This window comes from Shewanella sp. SP1S2-4 (assembly GCF_031932075.1).
Taxonomy (GTDB): domain Bacteria; phylum Pseudomonadota; class Gammaproteobacteria; order Enterobacterales; family Shewanellaceae; genus Shewanella; species Shewanella baltica.
Window position 1 is genome coordinate 223,602 of the sequence record NZ_JAUOET010000001.1, and the last position, 16,491, is coordinate 240,092.

Below are 16,491 nucleotides of genomic sequence, written 5' to 3' on the forward strand. Positions count from 1 at the left end.
CCCCGGTTCGTCTATCCCTTAGCCGCCAATCGCGGCAACAACCGCGCTTCTTTTTTCAGCAAAGGATTGAGTTAAGCCCTCTTCATCCCCATTAGCTAATATTAAGATAATCAGGATTAGAACAGGGAAAGTATGCTCGCTATTGTTATCACGCTTATCCTCGGAGTCGGGGCAATTGCTTGGCTACTTTCAAGTCGTTGGCGTAAAACCTTGCACCGCCGCCGGATCACGGCCAAACCTTTTCCAAAAGAATGGCGCAGCATTCTCAAAAAAAGACTGCCTTACTTCCATGCGTTACCGACAGATTTACAGCTACAGCTCAAACGGCTTATCCAAATCTTCATCGATGAAAAGGAGTTTGTTGGCTGCGATGATTTCGAGATCACCGATGAAGTGAGAGTCACTATCGCAGCACAGGCGTGCCTCCTGCTGCTCAATCGAAAAACAGACTTTTACCCCAAACTGAAACAAATTTTGGTCTATCCCGATGCCTTTATCGTTAATAATCAACATAGAGACACCAGCGGTATTGTGTGGGAACAGCGCAATGTGCTGGCGGGCGAATCTTGGGAATACGGCAAAGTGGTGCTCTCGTGGAAAAATACCTTAGACGGCGCCGCAGATCCCCACGATGGCAATAATGTCGTGATCCACGAGTTTGCCCATCAGCTCGATCAAGAAGACGGCCAAGCTAATGGAGCGCCGATACTGCAACATTTTGCCGATTACAGCACTTGGTCCGAAGTGCTAAGTAAAGCCTTCACCCAATTACAGCACAGCGCGAACTTTGGCACGCCCTCATTATTTAATTACTATGGTGCGACGAATCCCGCTGAATTTTTTGCCGTTATTACTGAAGTCTTTTTTGAAAAGCCAGAGGATTTCTACCAACAACACCCAGACTTGTATCGGGAACTGAGCCGCTTTTATCAACTCGATCCGATAAACTGGCATTAACCCATAAAAGTAGAGGCACACTAAATGCTCAAAGACACTCATGCATTCGCAGTTAAAGGTACCACTGTTAATCGCGCCGCTAATATGAGTCGCGCGACTAAAGCCAGTCGTGCCACTAATATTATTCGCATTAGCTTAGGGTTACTGCTCAGTGCGTTAATGCTCGGCGGCCTTAATGTAAGCGCACAGGCACAGGACTGGCCAATACAAAGCGCTCAAGCACAAAATACGCAAGTACAAAGCGCTCAAACGGCTTCGAGTCCAGATCAACAAGCGGCAGCTCAGGTGTTGGATTTACTCAACCAATATTCAAGCGATGCCGATTGGGATAAGTATTTTGCCCTGTACCGAAAAGACGGCATTTTTATTGGGACGGATGCGAGTGAGCGTTGGGGAATGGCGGAATTTGAACATTACTCCCGCCCTACAAAAGGTTGGCGCTATGATTTAACGGAGCGGCATTTAATCCAACATGGCGACGTCATATTGTTCGACGAGTTATTGAATAGCCCCGCCTATGGTGTCAGTCGAGGAACCGGTACTTTGATCAAAACCGATGGCAACTGGAAAATTGCGCAATACCACTTAAGTTTCCCAATCCCCAATGAGATAGCGAAACAGATCACCGCCGAGATCAAAGCCGCAAATAAACAATGATGCCGCACTCCGCCGAATAGGGTTTCGAAAGCGTACAATTTATAAAAGTGAGATTTAGATAGCATCGCTGTTTCAAATTGTTCGGTTTCAAATTGTACGGTTTCAAAAAAGCAGCTTTAAGATAAAGCTGCTAAAAGCAAACGCTATCTTAAGGACACGGTGAAACACACATTCGCCAATTGGGAGAAGTGGATAAAACTTTGAAAATCCACTTCTTCAAACGCCCTTTGTGAAGGACCACGATCAGCGTAATAAAACCCGATCACTTTGCTATCAACCAACAAAGGCGCCAGTAAAAACCCCTGCCGTGATACATGCCGCGCCTGCAATTCCTTGCACTGCTCCTGCCATTTTTTAGAACAGGGATCATCCACCCAAAGTGGCGCCTTATGCTCCATCGCTTGATGAAATAGCCCACGTTTGTCACTCAAATCGATAATAAACTCTTGTTTTATCGCATCGGCATCACGGCCCAATATCACCCTAGGCTGGAGCTGTTTACGGCTTGGCGATAACAACAAAACACCGCAGCGGTCAACACCCACGCCCTCAAGAACACCTTCAAGAACCGTCTGCATTATCTGATTGAAATCTGCTTTATTAATGGCAAAACCTGTCAATTCACGCAACTTAGCTAACTGAATATTCAAGTTAACTTGATAGACTGGCATATCTAACGGAATGGGAGGTAGATCGGGTTCAGCGGCGACAATACGTTTAGGATCGGGCAAGTAATCGAGTAACACTTTAGCACCGTACACTTCTGCCAACTTATGGGTCGCATTCGCGCAGCGTTGCATTCGTACCAAAAACTCTTTTTCTTCTAGCCCAGTAAAACTCGCCGCTTGAGTCATACGTTTCGATAACTCGAGCTTATCGAGAACGGGTTGCGATAAAATGTCGCAGAGCTTATCGGCAAGAAAAATAGCCCGAATATCTGACCGCTGATCCTCTGGATAATTCAATGCTTGGATCAACAACTCCCCCAATCCCCAATTGCGGGCAATACTCTGGGTGAGTTGTAAAAAAGAAGCACCAAGGGCTTCGCGGGTAGCACTTCTCTCTTCGGCGGGCGTTTCACATTGGCTGAGCATTAAATCTAACTCTTCGGTAAATTCGCCCCCAATACTCCAAAAAGCGCTCTCGCCGATGTGATACAACAAAGAGGCAATAAAGGCTTCCTCCTGCATCTCCTCGTCATGATGACTCAACATCATCCGCGCAATCATGGCCGCTTGAAATGCTTTGGCCATCAACTTAATTAACCTTTGATAGACATTGGGCGCGAGATTTTTACTCTCCAACAAACTTGAGAGTAACTTAGCTGTGATACAGATATTTCGCACCGCATCGAAACCCAGCACTATGGCGGCGCGGCTAACGGTGGAGATTTGGCTACTTCCTTTATGGTAAATAGCACTATTGGCGACTCGAAGAATACGAGAGGTTAAGGCGTTATCGTGCATCACGCTACGCCCAAGTAATGCGAGAGAGGAAACGTCATCCTTGGCGAGCTTTTCTAGCGATTTAACAGTCGAACACAGTGCGGGCATTTCTAATTCACTGATCCGATTTGTCCAATAATCGACCCCTTTATTAGTATTGTTATTAGGCTTCAACCCAAATTTACCTTAGCAATAAAACTTTCTTGTTTTGAGTATAGATAAGCACAAATATTTCGCCCGTGGTCTAAGGCTTGTTTTTACCAATCAACAGTTAATTGTTCAATAATTCAACACCTAGTTATACCCGCAAATAAAAATGCCCGAGGCAAAGCTCGGGCATTTAGAGGTTTAAAAACAAGCTGCGTTTAGGCAGTGAAGTACTGCTTCATAACCCGAAGCACGTTATCTATATCCTGACGGCTCACATCTTTGTGAGTCACAAGTCGAATCGTGCGGCCAGGACTTATCAGAATGCCTTCCGCTCGACAGTGTTTCGCCAATAAATCCGCATCAACTTGAGGCGCTAATTTGGCAAATAACATATTGGTTTGTACTGCGGCTAAATCGACGTCGAACTCACTCAGCTCGGCCAACTGGCGAGCCAAATACGCCGCGTTGTCATGATCTTCACTCAGTCGTTGCACTTGTTCAGTTAAAGCAAGCTTACCTGCCGCTGCAAGTATCCCAGCTTGACGCATGCCGCCACCAAGCATTTTACGCCAGCGAATAGCTTTCTTAATCAAACGCTCGTCACCTAAGAGTAATGAGCCAACTGGCGCGCATAACCCTTTTGACAGGCAAATCGACACAGAATCAAAGTGCGCCGTGATATCACTTATCGCGATATTCTGCGCCACAGCCGCATTAGCAACTCGCGCGCCGTCGAGATGGATTTTTAATCCGCGATGAAAGGCCAATGCCTGCGCATCCGCCAAATAGCTTTGCGGGATCACTTTACCGCCAATAGTATTCTCTAAACTGAGCAAACGCGTGCGGGCAAAGTGGATATCGTCAGGCTTAATGGCGGCTTCAATATCGGCCAAGGCAATGGTGCCATCGACTTGATTCAACAAAGGTTGAGGTTGAATGCTGCCTAAGACAGCGGCACCGCCACCCTCAAATTTATAGTTATGGGCCTGCTGGCCGCACAGATACTCATCACCACGCTCACAGTGGGCCATCAAAGCCAATAAATTCGCCTGCGTACCTGAACAGGTAAATAATGCGCTTTCAAAGCCAAACATCTCTGCGGCCATATCCTGCAAACTATTTACCGTGGGATCATCACCGTAAACATCGTCACCTACTTCGGCTCTGGACATGGCTAATCGCATCGCTGCTGTTGGCTGGGTAACAGTATCACTGCGTAAATCTATCATCTCGTCCTCAACTTAAGGTTTGGTTGGCGCTTAATGGGCTCAAGACTCTAGCGCCAAAGGCTTATTTTGTATAGTTTATCATCATGCTTACTAAGCATTTTACTGACTTCAAACGTGAATACATGGGCGAAGTGATAATCTGAATAGTTGCTAGAACTCATAAAAACATAAACATACTCAAGATATTGCCGATATATGTCTGTCGACGAGTCGACACGTGAGCGCGTTTCACTTGGCGAAATGCGCCTAAGTCGATAGAATGCCGCACTAAGATGGTCATGCTACAACCATGCGATCACTTTAGTAATTTTGACTAGTACTTATCGTTCAATAGGTGATTTGTAGTGAAAAACTCCCAATCTCGATGGATTCAGCTGGTAATTTTACTATTAAGTTTAAGCCTAACATCGCAAGTATTCGCTTGGTCTGATACTGACCAAGATGGCGTGCCTGACATCAAAGATGCCTGCCCTAACACAGCGCCAGACACGCAAGTAATGGCCAATGGCTGTGTTGAAGAGGTCGAGGTGGAAGCGACTGCATCGGCAGATTGTAGTACGAGCAATCCCAATGCTGAGTTCAGCGCAGATTGTCATAATATTTCTACCGCTGTGGTGTATTTTGAATTTGCCATTGCCGAAGTTGACTTTTCGCAATGGAAAACTTTAGCCTTAGTGAAAGCATATTTAGCAGCGAATGATGTCGCATTAACCTTAGTGGGTCACACGGATATCGTTGGCACGCCTGAGTTTAATTATCAGTTGTCACTTCAGCGCGCTCAAAATGTGAAACGTATTTTGGTTGAAGATTATGGCTTTAATCCAAATCGCTTTACCGTAATGGGTAAAGGTATATCTGAACCTGTAGCGGACAACCGTTCTAGCGAAGGGCGCAGTTTAAATCGACGAGTACAATTTATCGTCAATAATAAATAGTTTTAGTTAGCGTATATTTAGGGAGTTATTCAATGGAAAACCTTGAAGGTTTATTAAAGCAAGCACCGGATCTGATTGTGACTTATGGCTTAAAAGTTTTATTTGCCATTATCATTTTCTTTGTTGGTAAATACTTTGCCGGCGTAGCACAAAAGCTGGTTCGTAAATTACTGAACAGCCGTAAAGTTGATCCGACTGTTGTTTCATTTGTCGCAAACCTCGCTTGGGCAATTGTGTTTGTTTTCGCAGTGATTGCCACCTTAGGCCAAATTGGCGTACAAACCGCATCATTGGTCGCCGTTATCGGTGCCGCTGGTTTAGCGGTGGGTTTAGCGCTACAGGGTTCTCTGTCTAACTTCGCATCTGGCGTGTTAATGGTGTTATTCCGCCCTTGCCGCGTTGGTGACTATATTGAAGCCGCTGGCATTGCCGGTACTGTTGATGAAATCACCATATTCTCAACCAAACTTCGCACACCAGACAACAAGGTTATTGTGGCGCCAAATTCATCCATCATGAATGGCACTATCACTAACTATTCGGCAATGGATACTCGCCGTATCGATTTAGTGATTGGCGTATCTTATTCTGCCGATATCGCACTCACGAAGAAAATCTTAACTGAGATTTTAGACAACAATCAATATGTGTTAAAAGATCCATCATATACAGTTGGACTGGCTGAATTAGCGAACTCTTCAATTAATTTCGTGGTTCGCCCTTGGGTAAAAACGGCTGATTATTGGACGGCTCGTTTCCAACTGCTTGAGCAAATCAAAAATGCATTAGATGCAGCAGATATCGGTATTCCATTCCCACAAATGGATATTCATGTCAAAGAATTGCCACTCAGCAAATAACCCTAAATGAATAACCAAGGTCGGCAATTGCCGGCCTTTTTTTATGGTTCCGCGTAGCATTTTAGCGTACCTTAAAGGACAGATATTAGCGAAGGCACAGATATTCATGTGCGAGGAAATTCAATGCAAAAATACGTATCATTTTTAGCCGCCAGCTGCATTTATGGCTTAGTGCTGATAAGCCCCAATGTGCTTGCCAGTGAGAAAACTCAGGTTCTTATGGGTGAAAAAACCGTCACCTTGGAAGGCAAGTTACCTAAGCTGTCGCAAATGGCGCCAGGATTCAAAGTGGTTGATGATCATTTTGCGCCAGTTATGCTAAGCGACTTTAAGGGTAAAACCGTGCTGATAAGTGCCGTACCAAGCTTAGATACGGGCGTGTGTGCACTACAAACTAAACGTTTCAACAGCGAAGTAGGCCATTTTTCCGATGACGTGGTCATGCTAACCATCAGTGCCGATTTACCCTTCGCACAGAAACGTTTCTGCAAAGTAGAAAACGTAGATAAAATCAAAGTACTATCGGATTCCGTCTGGCGTGATTTTGGTGAAAAATATGGCTTGTTGATTCAAGATTACGGCTTGCTCGCGAGAGCTATTTTCATCATAGATGCCGAAGGTAAACTCCAATACCAAGAGTTAGTTCCGAATATCACCGAGCATCCTAACTATGATGCCGCACTTGAAGCGCTGAAAACCATTCAAGCCCAGCAGTAATTTACCGCTAAAAAACAGGGCAGCATTAGCTGCCCTTTTGTTTTACGATTGTATATCTACGATTTTATACGATCTAATGTGTGTGCTGATCGCCATTGGCCTGATAATCAAAGGTCGGCATAGACCAATGATAGCGCAGCGCTAACATCCGCAGGCTAAAACCAACGCTCAGACAAATAACCAGATTAATCCACTCGGTTAATTGATAGGCTTTTAAGACGATATACAAGCCTGCCGTCAGTAGTGAAATCACCGCGTAGAGTTCTTTCTTAAAAATCAAAGGCACTTGATTACACAGGATATCGCGGATAACGCCACCAAAAACGCCCGTCACCAATCCCATCACCACGGCAATCGTTGGGCTAAATCCCAGCATCAAGGTCTTCTGCGCGCCCACGATAGAGAACACGGCTAACCCTAAAGCATCGATAGCTAAAAACAACTTAGATAGATAACGCATCACAGGGGCGATAGCGACAGTGAGCAAAGAAGCGAATGCAATCGCAATAAGGTAATTCACGTGCTCAACCCAAATTAAGGGGTAATTGCCGAGCATCATGTCCCTTAGTGTGCCGCCACCAATCGCCGTTGCGCAGCCAATGATCACTACACCAAACAAATCCATCTGCTTGCGACCCGCCGCCAGAGCGCCCGTCATAGCCTCGGCAATGATACCAATCAGCCAAAGTAATCCAATAATCTGCGTCTCATGCATCTTTGCTACTACCAACAAGGTAAAGAAACAGATTCTGCCTGAGAAACCCTCAGTTCTATAATGATTTTATTTTGAATTGATCATTAGAAAAATTAATTCATCATTTCATCAATAATGAATTGCCAATACCTACAACCACAAAATAGCACTGTATAAATTGCAAATAAAATAGCCAGTTATGCGCAAAACTACTTCTCACGTCTATTTAGATAACTAAAATTTTTAATAAGTATTAATAACGTAAATTCAATCAGATGATAAATAACTGCAGATCATCTAATCGAATGGGCAAAACGCATAAAAATCAGCCACAAAAAAGCGGCCCTCAGGCCGCTTAATTTTCATTCAAACTGAGTCAGAACTACTTAGTGTCAGGCTTAGGGGGATAATTTGCCATCACACTGCCCACCGCTTGATTGATGATCTGTACTCTTTCTTCTGGGGTATTTTTGTCGCGAATGGTATCGGCAACAGAACCACGCCAGATAAGCTTAGTAGTTTTATTATCAACTAAATCAATAATCAGAGTACCAACTTCATATTCTCTCACTGTAGTTTGGGTCTGCATATTGCCGCCCCAACCCCATCCTGGACCATAGTATGGGTTGTAGCCAAAATTACTATTGAAGGTATCAACATTGATTTTCTTATCGACTTTGGTCAGGTAGTTCACCAATACATCAGCGTCTTTCGCATCGACTAATGTCATGCCTTTACTCGCTAACTGGCTATTAACCGCCTCTCTTACTCTTTGATCCATCAAGCCATCAAGATGATATCCGGCAGAATCGGCTTTCTGAGCAACCCAGGCATAGGTTTTATATTGGGTAAAATTGGCGCTAGGATCATAGTCCCAACCAGACTTCATCGAGCTACAGGCACTTAATGCCAGCACGGCTAAAGCTACAAAAATATTTTTCATCTTAATTTCCTCAGATGTTCAAACCGAACAAAGACAAGTATCAGAGATATGAATTTAGCTTACAGAGCAATCATCTGATCTACAACTCAATTGATTAAAAAGCAGCATCTCATTCAGCTTGACTTCAGCAAGATCAAAGATGATAATGATTATCAATTGAGATTGAAGGAGTAATGAAATGTACTGGTTTATTAGCGCGTTTTTGGTTGCATCAGCCATTTTTTTCCTTGCGCCAGAAAAAATCTCACTCGAGGCAAATAACGCTAAGATAAAGCGTCATTTACCCGTCAGCTTACTGATTTTACCTCTCATTGTACTTGGCTGGTTGGTCATCGATGCCGTCGCGAATGGCACTAATTATGCAACAGTCGCCGCATTCGGCTTTGTAACCACCGCCTGCTTAATTGCGCTACCTAAGCTGCATAAATTTATTATGCCCAGCGCCTTACTGACAGCAGTAGCGCTGATCGTCATGGTCTTTATGCGCATGAATTAAAACGGCGGATAACGCTCCCTTTTTCAAAAATATGCTTACTTCCCTGCAAAGAGTTAGCATTTTGTTCAGACCACTTAAGGATAATCCTCAAGTGGTCTTTTTTTACCTCCCAGAACCCCTGCAAATTTGATAAACTCAACGGGTATAAGTCATCTTTTAACACCAATGAATGAAATCTATGAAAGCAGATCCTAATGTATCCTTAGTGTACAGCACCGACAAAGGCCGTATTAATGCAGAGCCCGTCACTAAAGCGATTCCTGAATCCGACGGTATAGTCAGGATCCATAGAGACAGTAAGGGCCGCAAAGGCAAAGGCGTTTCGATTATCTCAGGCCTAGGTCTCGATGAAACCGCGTTAAAAGCAATGGCTCAAACCCTTAAAAAACAATGTGGTTGTGGTGGCACGGTTAAAGATTTCACTATTGAGGTCCAAACCGATAACCGCGAGCAATTAAAGCTATTGCTTGAGAAGCAGAACTACAAAGTTAAATTAGCTGGCGGTTAATCTCGCCCGACTTAGCAATATAGCAGCATGCTAGATCAACTTAGCCACATCGAACGGAGTAGTTTAATGGAGAGTTTGCAGAACCATTTCTTAATTGCCATGCCTTCACTGCACGATACGTTTTTTGAACGCTCAGTCATCTATATCTGTGAACATGATGCCAAAGGCGCCATGGGACTGGTGATCAATAAACCGCTCGGTATCGAAGTTAATTCGCTATTAGAACAAATGGATTTGCCAGCTGAGCAAGTCTCCACCGATTTAGCGTTCAATGCCAATGTCATGATGGGCGGACCCGTTTCCCAAGATCGTGGCTTTGTACTGCATACCTCTCAGCCCTATTGGGCCAACAGCACAGATCTGGGTTGTGGTTTAATGCTAACTACCTCACGCGATGTGTTAACCGCGATAGGAAGCAACAGATCGCCAGAGAAATTCCTCGTCGCCTTAGGATATGCTGGATGGAGCAAAGATCAGCTCGAACAAGAGCTTGCCGATAATTCTTGGCTAACGATTCCAGCAACCAATGCACTCTTGTTTGACATTAAACACGAAGACCGTTGGCCACAGGCCAGCCGAGCTCTTGGATTTGATGCTTGGCAGGTTTCAGCTCAAGCGGGTCACGCTTAAGCCTATTTCTTAATATAAGTCAGCACACTATGAATTCGAAAACCGTATTAGGCTTTGATTTTGGTACTAAAAGTATTGGTGTGGCTATAGGCCAAGAAATCACCGCTAGCGCCACGCCATTATTGTCAATCAAAGCCGTCGATGGGATCCCCAACTGGGATCAGATAGGCGATTTAATCAAAGAGTGGCAACCCGACCTAGTGGTTGTTGGTCTGCCCTTAAACATGGATGGCACTGAGCAAGATATGACCCACAGGGCGCGTAAATTTGCGAACCGTATCAATGCTAAGTTCAAAGTCAAAATCGCCACTCAAGATGAGCGATTAACCACTACCGATGCTAAGGCAAGATTATTCGAGTTAGGCGGATTCAAGGCGCTCACCAAAGGCCAAGTCGATGCTGTGTCTGCCGTACTGATTATTGAAAGCTACTTCGAAAATAACTTCGGCAAGTAATGCCACAATAAATAAAACCACAGAAAAAAGAAAAGGATAAGTTGCCTTATCCTTTTCAGTTTGATGTTTAACCCGATAAATTATCGCATCAAAAATGTGGCTTCACTAAGTTGGCCATCATAGTAATGTGCGCATCATCATCGTTTAGTGCAGCAATGTAACGGAACTTCTCACCACCCGCCTCGGCAAAGAGATGACCATTCTCACCAACAATTTCTTCCAGCGTTTCTAAACAATCGGCGCTAAAAGCGGGGCAAACGATAGCAATATCGCGCACGCCTTGTTGCGGCAACGCTTTCAAAGTCGCATCAGTATAAGGTTGTAGCCATTTAGCTTTACCAAAACGCGATTGGAATGTCATCACAAACTCATCTTTACCTAACCCAAGCTTTTCAGTAACTAGTCGAGTCGTTTTCATGCAGAAGCAGTAATATGGATCGCCTAAATGCAAATTACGCTCAGGCATACCATGATAAGACAACACCAATTTTTGCGGTTTACCATGGGCTTCAAAATCAGCCGTGATCGAACTCGCTAATGCATTAATAAAATCAGCATTGTCATGATAAGTATTAATAAAATGCAACGATGGAATATAGCGCCATTTAGACAACTCAGCCGCAATCGCATCAAAAGCAGAACCCGTAGTGGGCGCCGCATATTGGGGATACAGGGGTAACACCACGATTTTATCAATGCCATTTTGATGCATAGTTTGCAATGTACTGGCAACCGATGGACTGCCATAACGCATTGCTAAATGGACAGAAACATCATGGTTATCGGCGTTAAGTTTATTCGCTAACTTCGCCGTTTGACGCAAACTAATGTCCATTAACGGTGAGCCAGCCGCCGTCCATACCTTCTGGTATAACGCCGCCGATTTTGCTGGGCGTACCCGCAAAATGATCCCGTGTAAAATCATCATCCACACTAATTTAGGAATTTCGACTACGCGGGGATCCGCTAAGAACTCAGCTAGATAACGCCTAACAGCCGATGCTGTGGGTGCATCTGGCGTACCTAAATTTAATAACAGCACGCCCACTTTGCCGCGTTGTCCGTGTCCAACTTCTTTGGATAAGCCTGAAAATTTAGCCAAAACAGCCTCTTAATTAATAAATACTTATAAAATTAAAGTACAGATTCTATTGCTTGCTTAAGCTCTTCGCTATCTGGCTTCACTTTAGAATTGAACTGTTGCACAACCGCGCCATCGCCGCTAACGACATACTTGTAGAAATTCCACTTAGGCGCACCGGTTTTCTCGGCTAAGTATTTAAATACGCTATTGGCGTCACTGCCACGCACAGCCGAAGTCGACAGCATAGTGAAAGTCACACCGTAATTGATGTAACACACCTTAGCCGTGTCTTTCTCATCATTTTCTTCTTGGAAAAAATCATCCGATGGGAAACCAATAACCACTAAGCCTTTGTCTTTATAGTTTTCATGCAGAGCTTCGAGCGCTTTAAACTGCGGGGTATAACCACAGTTACTCGCAGTGTTAACAATCAACACTGGCTTTCCCTGAGTCAATTCACACAGATTAACTGTCTCTTCAGAATGTAATTTTCGTACTTCAAGGTTTAAATACTCAGGACAAGTGGCCGCCATAGAGCCAACACTCATCAAGCTCGCTGTCATAGCGAATATCATAGGTAATTTTTTCATTGCTTTCTCCTTTACCGGTACATTACGTAAACGTACTAGGTAAAGATCATATTGAATTAAAAAATAAAAGCTATGGTTAACGACCGCATAGCGATGAAGTAAAACCGATTGAGCTGAACGAAAATCTAACGACACCAACAAAAAGCAGCCCATAAAGAGCTGCTTAACCTAGAACCTGACTATCGCGTTAGTCCATGTCTAAGGTGACACCTTCCATAAAGCCTGAGCCCGTGGATTCTTTATTCTGTAATTTAATCATCAAACGTAAATCGTTCGGTGAATCAGCATGGTGCAGCGCATCGGCGTAACTAATCTCGCCATCAATATAAAGTTTGAGCAAGGCCTGATCGAACGTCTGCATGCCCTGCTCGTTGGATTTGGCCATGGTTTCTTTGAGCAAGTGCAGCTCGTTTTTCGCAATTAAACTTGCCACCCTTGGGGTGTTAATCAAGACTTCAATCGCGGCGCGGCGCCCTGTGCCATCGACTTTTGGGATCAATTGCTGAGCCACAATACCGCGCAAATTCAATGACAAATCGAACAACAATTGTTGATGTTTACTCTCAGGCACGAGATGCATAATCCGGTCTAATGCTTGGTTGGCATTGTTGGCATGCAAGGTTGCCATACAAAGGTGACCCGTTTCCGCAAATGACAACGCGAACTCCATCGTTTCTTGGGTACGAATTTCACCAATCAAGATCACATCGGGGGCTTGGCGAAGAGAGCTTTTTAGCGCCGCATCAAAAGACTCAGTATCTATGCCGACTTCACGTTGGGTGATAATACTTTTTCTGTGGTCGTGAACAAATTCGACGGGATCTTCGATAGTTAAAATATGACCACGGGCATGGGCATTGCGATAGCCTACCAAGGCCGCTAAGGACGTTGACTTACCCGTCCCCGTTCCGCCCACCATAATGATAAGACCCCGTTTGCTCATCACCAGATCTTTCAGAATGGGTGGCAGTTTTAAATCATCGACGTCAGGGATTTTAGTTTCGATACGACGCATCACGCAGCCTGACGATTCACGCTGCCAGAAGGCGCTTACCCGAAAACGACCTAAATCCTTTGCCGCAAAAGCAAAGTTACACTCACGACTCGAATGAAACTCTTGTTTCTGCGCTTCGGTCATTAAGGATTCAACAAAATCCAGTGATTGTGCCGGAGTAAAGGCACTTTCGGCCAAGGGACGCAATTCACCGTCAATCTTAGCACTTGGCGGAAAGCCTGCTGTGATGAACAAGTCGGAGGCTTTGCGCTCAACGATCACTTTTAAAAACGGAAGAACATCCATCATAAATCCTTAAAATGTCGCTTGTTTATTCGAACTCTTCGCCATTGCATCTTCACGGGTGATAAGACCGCGATTGACTAAGTTCTGTAAACACTGCTCTAAGGTCTGCATTCCGTGGGCCATACCGGTTTGAATCGCCGAATACATTTGCGCCACTTTGTCTTCACGAATAAGGTTACGAATAGCGGGAGTGCCCATCATGATTTCATGGGCGGCGACACGGCCTCCGCCTACCTTTTTAATCAGGGTTTGCGAAATAACCGCTTGCAGCGATTCCGACAACATAGTGCGCACCATGTCTTTTTCACCGGCGGGGAATACGTCGACCACACGGTCAATGGTTTTCGCGGCGGAGGTGGTATGCAAGGTACCAAACACTAAGTGGCCCGTTTCTGCGGCGGTCATCGCCAAACGAATGGTTTCAAGGTCACGCATCTCACCGACTAAAATCACGTCCGGATCTTCACGTAGTGCGCTTCTAAGCGCCGCATTAAAGCTGTGGGTATGGCGGTGAACTTCACGCTGGTTAATCAAACATTGCTTATTTTGGTGAACGAATTCGATAGGATCTTCAATGGTTAAGATGTGATCGTGTCGATTTTCGTTAACGTAATCCACCATAGCGGCAAGTGTGGTACTCTTACCTGAACCTGTTGGCCCAGTCACTAGGACTAATCCCCGAGGGAAACTGGCGATTTTTTTAAAAATCTCCGGCGCACCTAATTGCTCAAGTGACAAGATGTCGCTAGGAATGGTACGAAATACGGCCGCAGCACCACGGGATTGATTGAATGCGTTAACACGAAAACGTGCAAGATTAGGGACTTCGAACGAGAAATCGATTTCTAAATGTTCTTCGTAGTCCTTGCGCTGCTTATCATTCATTATGTCGTACACTAGGCTGTGTACGCCTTGGTGATCGAGCGCGGGCAGGTTAATTTTTCTCACTTCACCGTCGACACGGATCATGGGAGATATCCCTGCAGAAAGGTGTAGATCCGAGGCTTTGTGTTTTACACTAAATGCCAATAACTCAGTGATTTCCATCGTTTGGGATATCCTTGCAACTAGATAATTACATCATGACAACAATAGCAGACAGACTCGCAATCGCCCAGCGCAGGATCGCACAAGCGGCGCAAAAATGTGCACGCCAACCTAGCAGTATTAGCTTACTTGCCGTCAGCAAGACCAAACCTATTGAAGACATTATAGCAGCCTATCAAGCGGGTCAGCGTTGCTTTGGCGAAAACTATGTCCAAGAAGGCGCGGAGAAAATTACCGCACTAAAGGGGGATTTTCCGGACATTGAATGGCACTTTATCGGGCCACTCCAATCCAACAAAACCAGCATAGTCGCCCAGCATTTCGATTGGATGCACACTGTCTCGCGCGACAAAATTGCCCAACGTCTCAATGATCAACGTCCAGCTGAATTAGCGCCATTGAACGTCTGCATTCAAATTAATATCAGTGCTGAAGACACAAAATCTGGCATAGATGCGGCGCAAATGCTGCCACTGGCCGAACTGATCGCTCAGCTACCTAATCTCGCACTGAGAGGCCTAATGGCGATCCCAACGGCTACCGCAGATACTGAGTTACAGCTTAAAGAGTTTTCTATGTTAAACAATCTATTTCAAGAGCTTAAATCGCATTACCCTAGTGTAGACACGCTTTCCATGGGGATGAGTAATGACCTAGATGCAGCGATTAGCTGCGGTTCAACTATGGTGCGTATTGGCAGTGCCATTTTTGGTGAGCGCAATTACGCGGCGTAAACTCACTCGAGGCATGAAGTTCAAGGTCAGTGTGCGAACTTGACCTTGTTTTTAAGGCTTTATGCCCAAATACTGTATTAAAGAGCGCAATATTTAAGATCAATTAGCGAGAGTCGACTAAATCTGGCTCTGACATTCAAATGACTAACTGTTTTATCATCTTAATTTAAGGTGAATCTGTTACAAATTAACGGTTAACACACTGAAGAGAATCAAATGGATCAACAGAAAATCTGCTTTATCGGTGCCGGCAATATGACGCGCAGCATCATCAGTGGCCTAGTTCATAGCGGCTATCCTGCTCAACTCATCCAAGCGACCAATCCTAGCCAAGGAAAACTCGATACACTAAAAGCCGATTTAGGGATTTTGGTTTCTCAAGATAATTTAGCTGCAGCACAAGCTGCCGATGTCATAGTGCTGTCGGTAAAACCGCAATTGATGCAGCAAGTGTGTGAAGCATTACAAACTGTAGACATGTCGCAAAAGTTAGTCATCACTATTGCTGCAGGCATTAAAGCAAAGCGTTATACCGATTACCTGGCGCAGGATATTAAACTTATTCGCGCTATGCCCAATACACCAATGCAGATTAGTGTAGGTATGACAGGCCTCTATGCGCCTCAGGCTATTTCTACCGAGCAAAAAGCCATTTGCGATCGTTTGATGTCTAGCGGCGGCGAAATTGTGTGGGTTAATGAAGAGTCTGAATTAGATCAAGTGATTGCACTATCGGGCAGTTCACCGGCTTATTTCTTTTTGCTAATGGAGTCTATGATAGATGCAGGCAAAGAAATGGGAATGGATGAAGACAAAGCCAGAACTTTAGTGCAGCAAGCCGCGCTCGGCGCTGCTATGATGGCAAAGCAAAATCCACAACTGACCTTAGGTAATCTAAGGGAGAATGTCACCTCAAAGGGCGGTACCACCGCACAGGCGCTGGCGACATTTGAAGCTGCGGATATGCGTGGTTTAGTAAAAAAAGCTATGAAAAACTGCATTAAACGTGCAGAAGAAATGGCTAAGACATTTTAATTTCCACTAACGCGTTTTTATATCG

At 44.7% G+C, this 16,491-nt stretch carries 20 protein-coding genes; 11 read left to right on the forward strand and 9 right to left on the reverse strand.

Annotated elements, in window-relative coordinates; genetic code table 11:
- Positions 1-132 precede the first annotated feature (132 nt).
- Together Q4Q52_RS00930 and Q4Q52_RS00935 are read left to right on the forward strand one after the other, a co-directional pair.
- Positions 133-957 carry a zinc-dependent peptidase gene (locus Q4Q52_RS00930; protein WP_311889326.1) on the forward strand — a complete coding sequence of 275 codons (825 nt, stop codon included), beginning with the start codon at positions 133-135 and terminating at the stop codon, positions 955-957.
- A gap of 24 nt (positions 958-981) precedes the next feature.
- Positions 982-1,614, forward strand: a complete 633-nt coding sequence (locus tag Q4Q52_RS00935) for a nuclear transport factor 2 family protein (protein WP_311889327.1) — start codon at positions 982-984, stop codon at positions 1,612-1,614.
- A 143-nt stretch (positions 1,615-1,757) separates the two neighbouring features.
- On the opposite strand, the gene Q4Q52_RS00940 is transcribed toward Q4Q52_RS00935, so the two are convergent.
- From Q4Q52_RS00940 to Q4Q52_RS00950, 3 genes are all read right to left on the reverse strand, one after another.
- Positions 1,758-3,233 (reverse strand): HDOD domain-containing protein, encoded by a 1,476-nt coding sequence (locus Q4Q52_RS00940; protein WP_311989623.1) that lies wholly within the window; start codon positions 3,231-3,233, stop codon positions 1,758-1,760.
- A gap of 191 nt (positions 3,234-3,424) precedes the next feature.
- Positions 3,425-4,438, reverse strand: coding sequence for a low-specificity L-threonine aldolase (ltaE, locus tag Q4Q52_RS00945; protein WP_311989624.1), 1,014 nt, complete (start codon positions 4,436-4,438; stop codon positions 3,425-3,427).
- 157 nt (positions 4,439-4,595) lie between these two features.
- Entirely contained in the window at positions 4,596-4,718 is a 123-nt protein-coding gene (locus Q4Q52_RS00950; RefSeq protein WP_311989625.1) for a hypothetical protein, read from the reverse strand.
- A 64-nt stretch (positions 4,719-4,782) separates the two neighbouring features.
- On the opposite strand from Q4Q52_RS00950, the gene Q4Q52_RS00955 reads away from it, so the two are divergent.
- The 3 genes from Q4Q52_RS00955 (at position 4,783) to tpx (ending at position 6,950) form a co-directional block, all read left to right on the forward strand.
- Positions 4,783-5,373, forward strand: a complete 591-nt coding sequence (locus Q4Q52_RS00955; protein ID WP_311889330.1) for an OmpA family protein — start codon at positions 4,783-4,785, stop codon at positions 5,371-5,373.
- A gap of 32 nt (positions 5,374-5,405) precedes the next feature.
- Positions 5,406-6,233, forward strand: a complete 828-nt coding sequence (locus Q4Q52_RS00960; RefSeq protein WP_006082505.1) for a mechanosensitive ion channel family protein — start codon at positions 5,406-5,408, stop codon at positions 6,231-6,233.
- A 123-nt stretch (positions 6,234-6,356) separates the two neighbouring features.
- Positions 6,357-6,950, forward strand: coding sequence for a thiol peroxidase (tpx, locus tag Q4Q52_RS00965; RefSeq protein ID WP_063883290.1), 594 nt, complete (start codon positions 6,357-6,359; stop codon positions 6,948-6,950).
- A 73-nt stretch (positions 6,951-7,023) separates the two neighbouring features.
- Here tpx and Q4Q52_RS00970 read toward each other — a convergent pair whose 3' ends face one another.
- Together Q4Q52_RS00970 and Q4Q52_RS00975 are read right to left on the reverse strand one after the other, a co-directional pair.
- Positions 7,024-7,665: a trimeric intracellular cation channel family protein gene (locus Q4Q52_RS00970; RefSeq protein WP_006082508.1), complete on the reverse strand. Its 642-nt coding sequence runs from the start codon at positions 7,663-7,665 to the stop codon at positions 7,024-7,026.
- Between the two features lie 361 nt (positions 7,666-8,026).
- Positions 8,027-8,587: a DUF4136 domain-containing protein gene (locus Q4Q52_RS00975; RefSeq protein WP_006082509.1), complete on the reverse strand. Its 561-nt coding sequence runs from the start codon at positions 8,585-8,587 to the stop codon at positions 8,027-8,029.
- Between the two features lie 178 nt (positions 8,588-8,765).
- Here Q4Q52_RS00975 and Q4Q52_RS00980 point away from each other — a divergent pair, with 178 nt between their 5' ends.
- The 4 genes from Q4Q52_RS00980 to ruvX all read left to right on the forward strand — a co-directional run bounded on the left by Q4Q52_RS00980 (position 8,766) and on the right by ruvX (position 10,676).
- Positions 8,766-9,083: a hypothetical protein gene (locus Q4Q52_RS00980; protein WP_006082510.1), complete on the forward strand. Its 318-nt coding sequence runs from the start codon at positions 8,766-8,768 to the stop codon at positions 9,081-9,083.
- Positions 9,084-9,261: 178 nt separating this feature from the next.
- A complete protein-coding gene (gene yciH, locus Q4Q52_RS00985) occupies positions 9,262-9,591 on the forward strand; it encodes a stress response translation initiation inhibitor YciH (RefSeq protein WP_037392612.1) in 330 nt (109 codons plus the stop codon).
- A 66-nt stretch (positions 9,592-9,657) separates the two neighbouring features.
- The gene (locus tag Q4Q52_RS00990; RefSeq protein WP_006082512.1) at positions 9,658-10,221 is read left to right on the forward strand and encodes a YqgE/AlgH family protein; all 564 of its coding nucleotides are present in this window, start codon (positions 9,658-9,660) and stop codon (positions 10,219-10,221) included.
- 29 nt (positions 10,222-10,250) lie between these two features.
- Positions 10,251-10,676, forward strand: coding sequence for a Holliday junction resolvase RuvX (ruvX, locus tag Q4Q52_RS00995; RefSeq protein ID WP_220592405.1), 426 nt, complete (start codon positions 10,251-10,253; stop codon positions 10,674-10,676).
- An 88-nt stretch (positions 10,677-10,764) separates the two neighbouring features.
- Here ruvX and hemH read toward each other — a convergent pair whose 3' ends face one another.
- From hemH to Q4Q52_RS01015, 4 genes are all read right to left on the reverse strand, one after another.
- Positions 10,765-11,778 (reverse strand): ferrochelatase, encoded by a 1,014-nt coding sequence (hemH, locus tag Q4Q52_RS01000; protein ID WP_259559835.1) that lies wholly within the window; start codon positions 11,776-11,778, stop codon positions 10,765-10,767.
- A 32-nt stretch (positions 11,779-11,810) separates the two neighbouring features.
- Positions 11,811-12,350 (reverse strand): glutathione peroxidase, encoded by a 540-nt coding sequence (locus tag Q4Q52_RS01005; RefSeq protein ID WP_311987699.1) that lies wholly within the window; start codon positions 12,348-12,350, stop codon positions 11,811-11,813.
- 187 nt (positions 12,351-12,537) lie between these two features.
- Positions 12,538-13,650, reverse strand: coding sequence for a PilT/PilU family type 4a pilus ATPase (locus Q4Q52_RS01010; protein ID WP_311989626.1), 1,113 nt, complete (start codon positions 13,648-13,650; stop codon positions 12,538-12,540).
- A gap of 9 nt (positions 13,651-13,659) precedes the next feature.
- A complete protein-coding gene (locus Q4Q52_RS01015) occupies positions 13,660-14,697 on the reverse strand; it encodes a type IV pilus twitching motility protein PilT (protein WP_006082517.1) in 1,038 nt (345 codons plus the stop codon).
- A 35-nt stretch (positions 14,698-14,732) separates the two neighbouring features.
- Here Q4Q52_RS01015 and Q4Q52_RS01020 point away from each other — a divergent pair, with 35 nt between their 5' ends.
- The gene (locus Q4Q52_RS01020; protein WP_311989627.1) at positions 14,733-15,431 is read left to right on the forward strand and encodes a YggS family pyridoxal phosphate-dependent enzyme; all 699 of its coding nucleotides are present in this window, start codon (positions 14,733-14,735) and stop codon (positions 15,429-15,431) included.
- Between the two features lie 216 nt (positions 15,432-15,647).
- On the forward strand, positions 15,648-16,466 hold the full coding sequence (gene proC, locus Q4Q52_RS01025; protein WP_311989628.1) for a pyrroline-5-carboxylate reductase: 819 nt from the start codon (positions 15,648-15,650) through the stop codon (positions 16,464-16,466).
- The last annotated feature ends 25 nt before the right edge of the window (positions 16,467-16,491 follow it).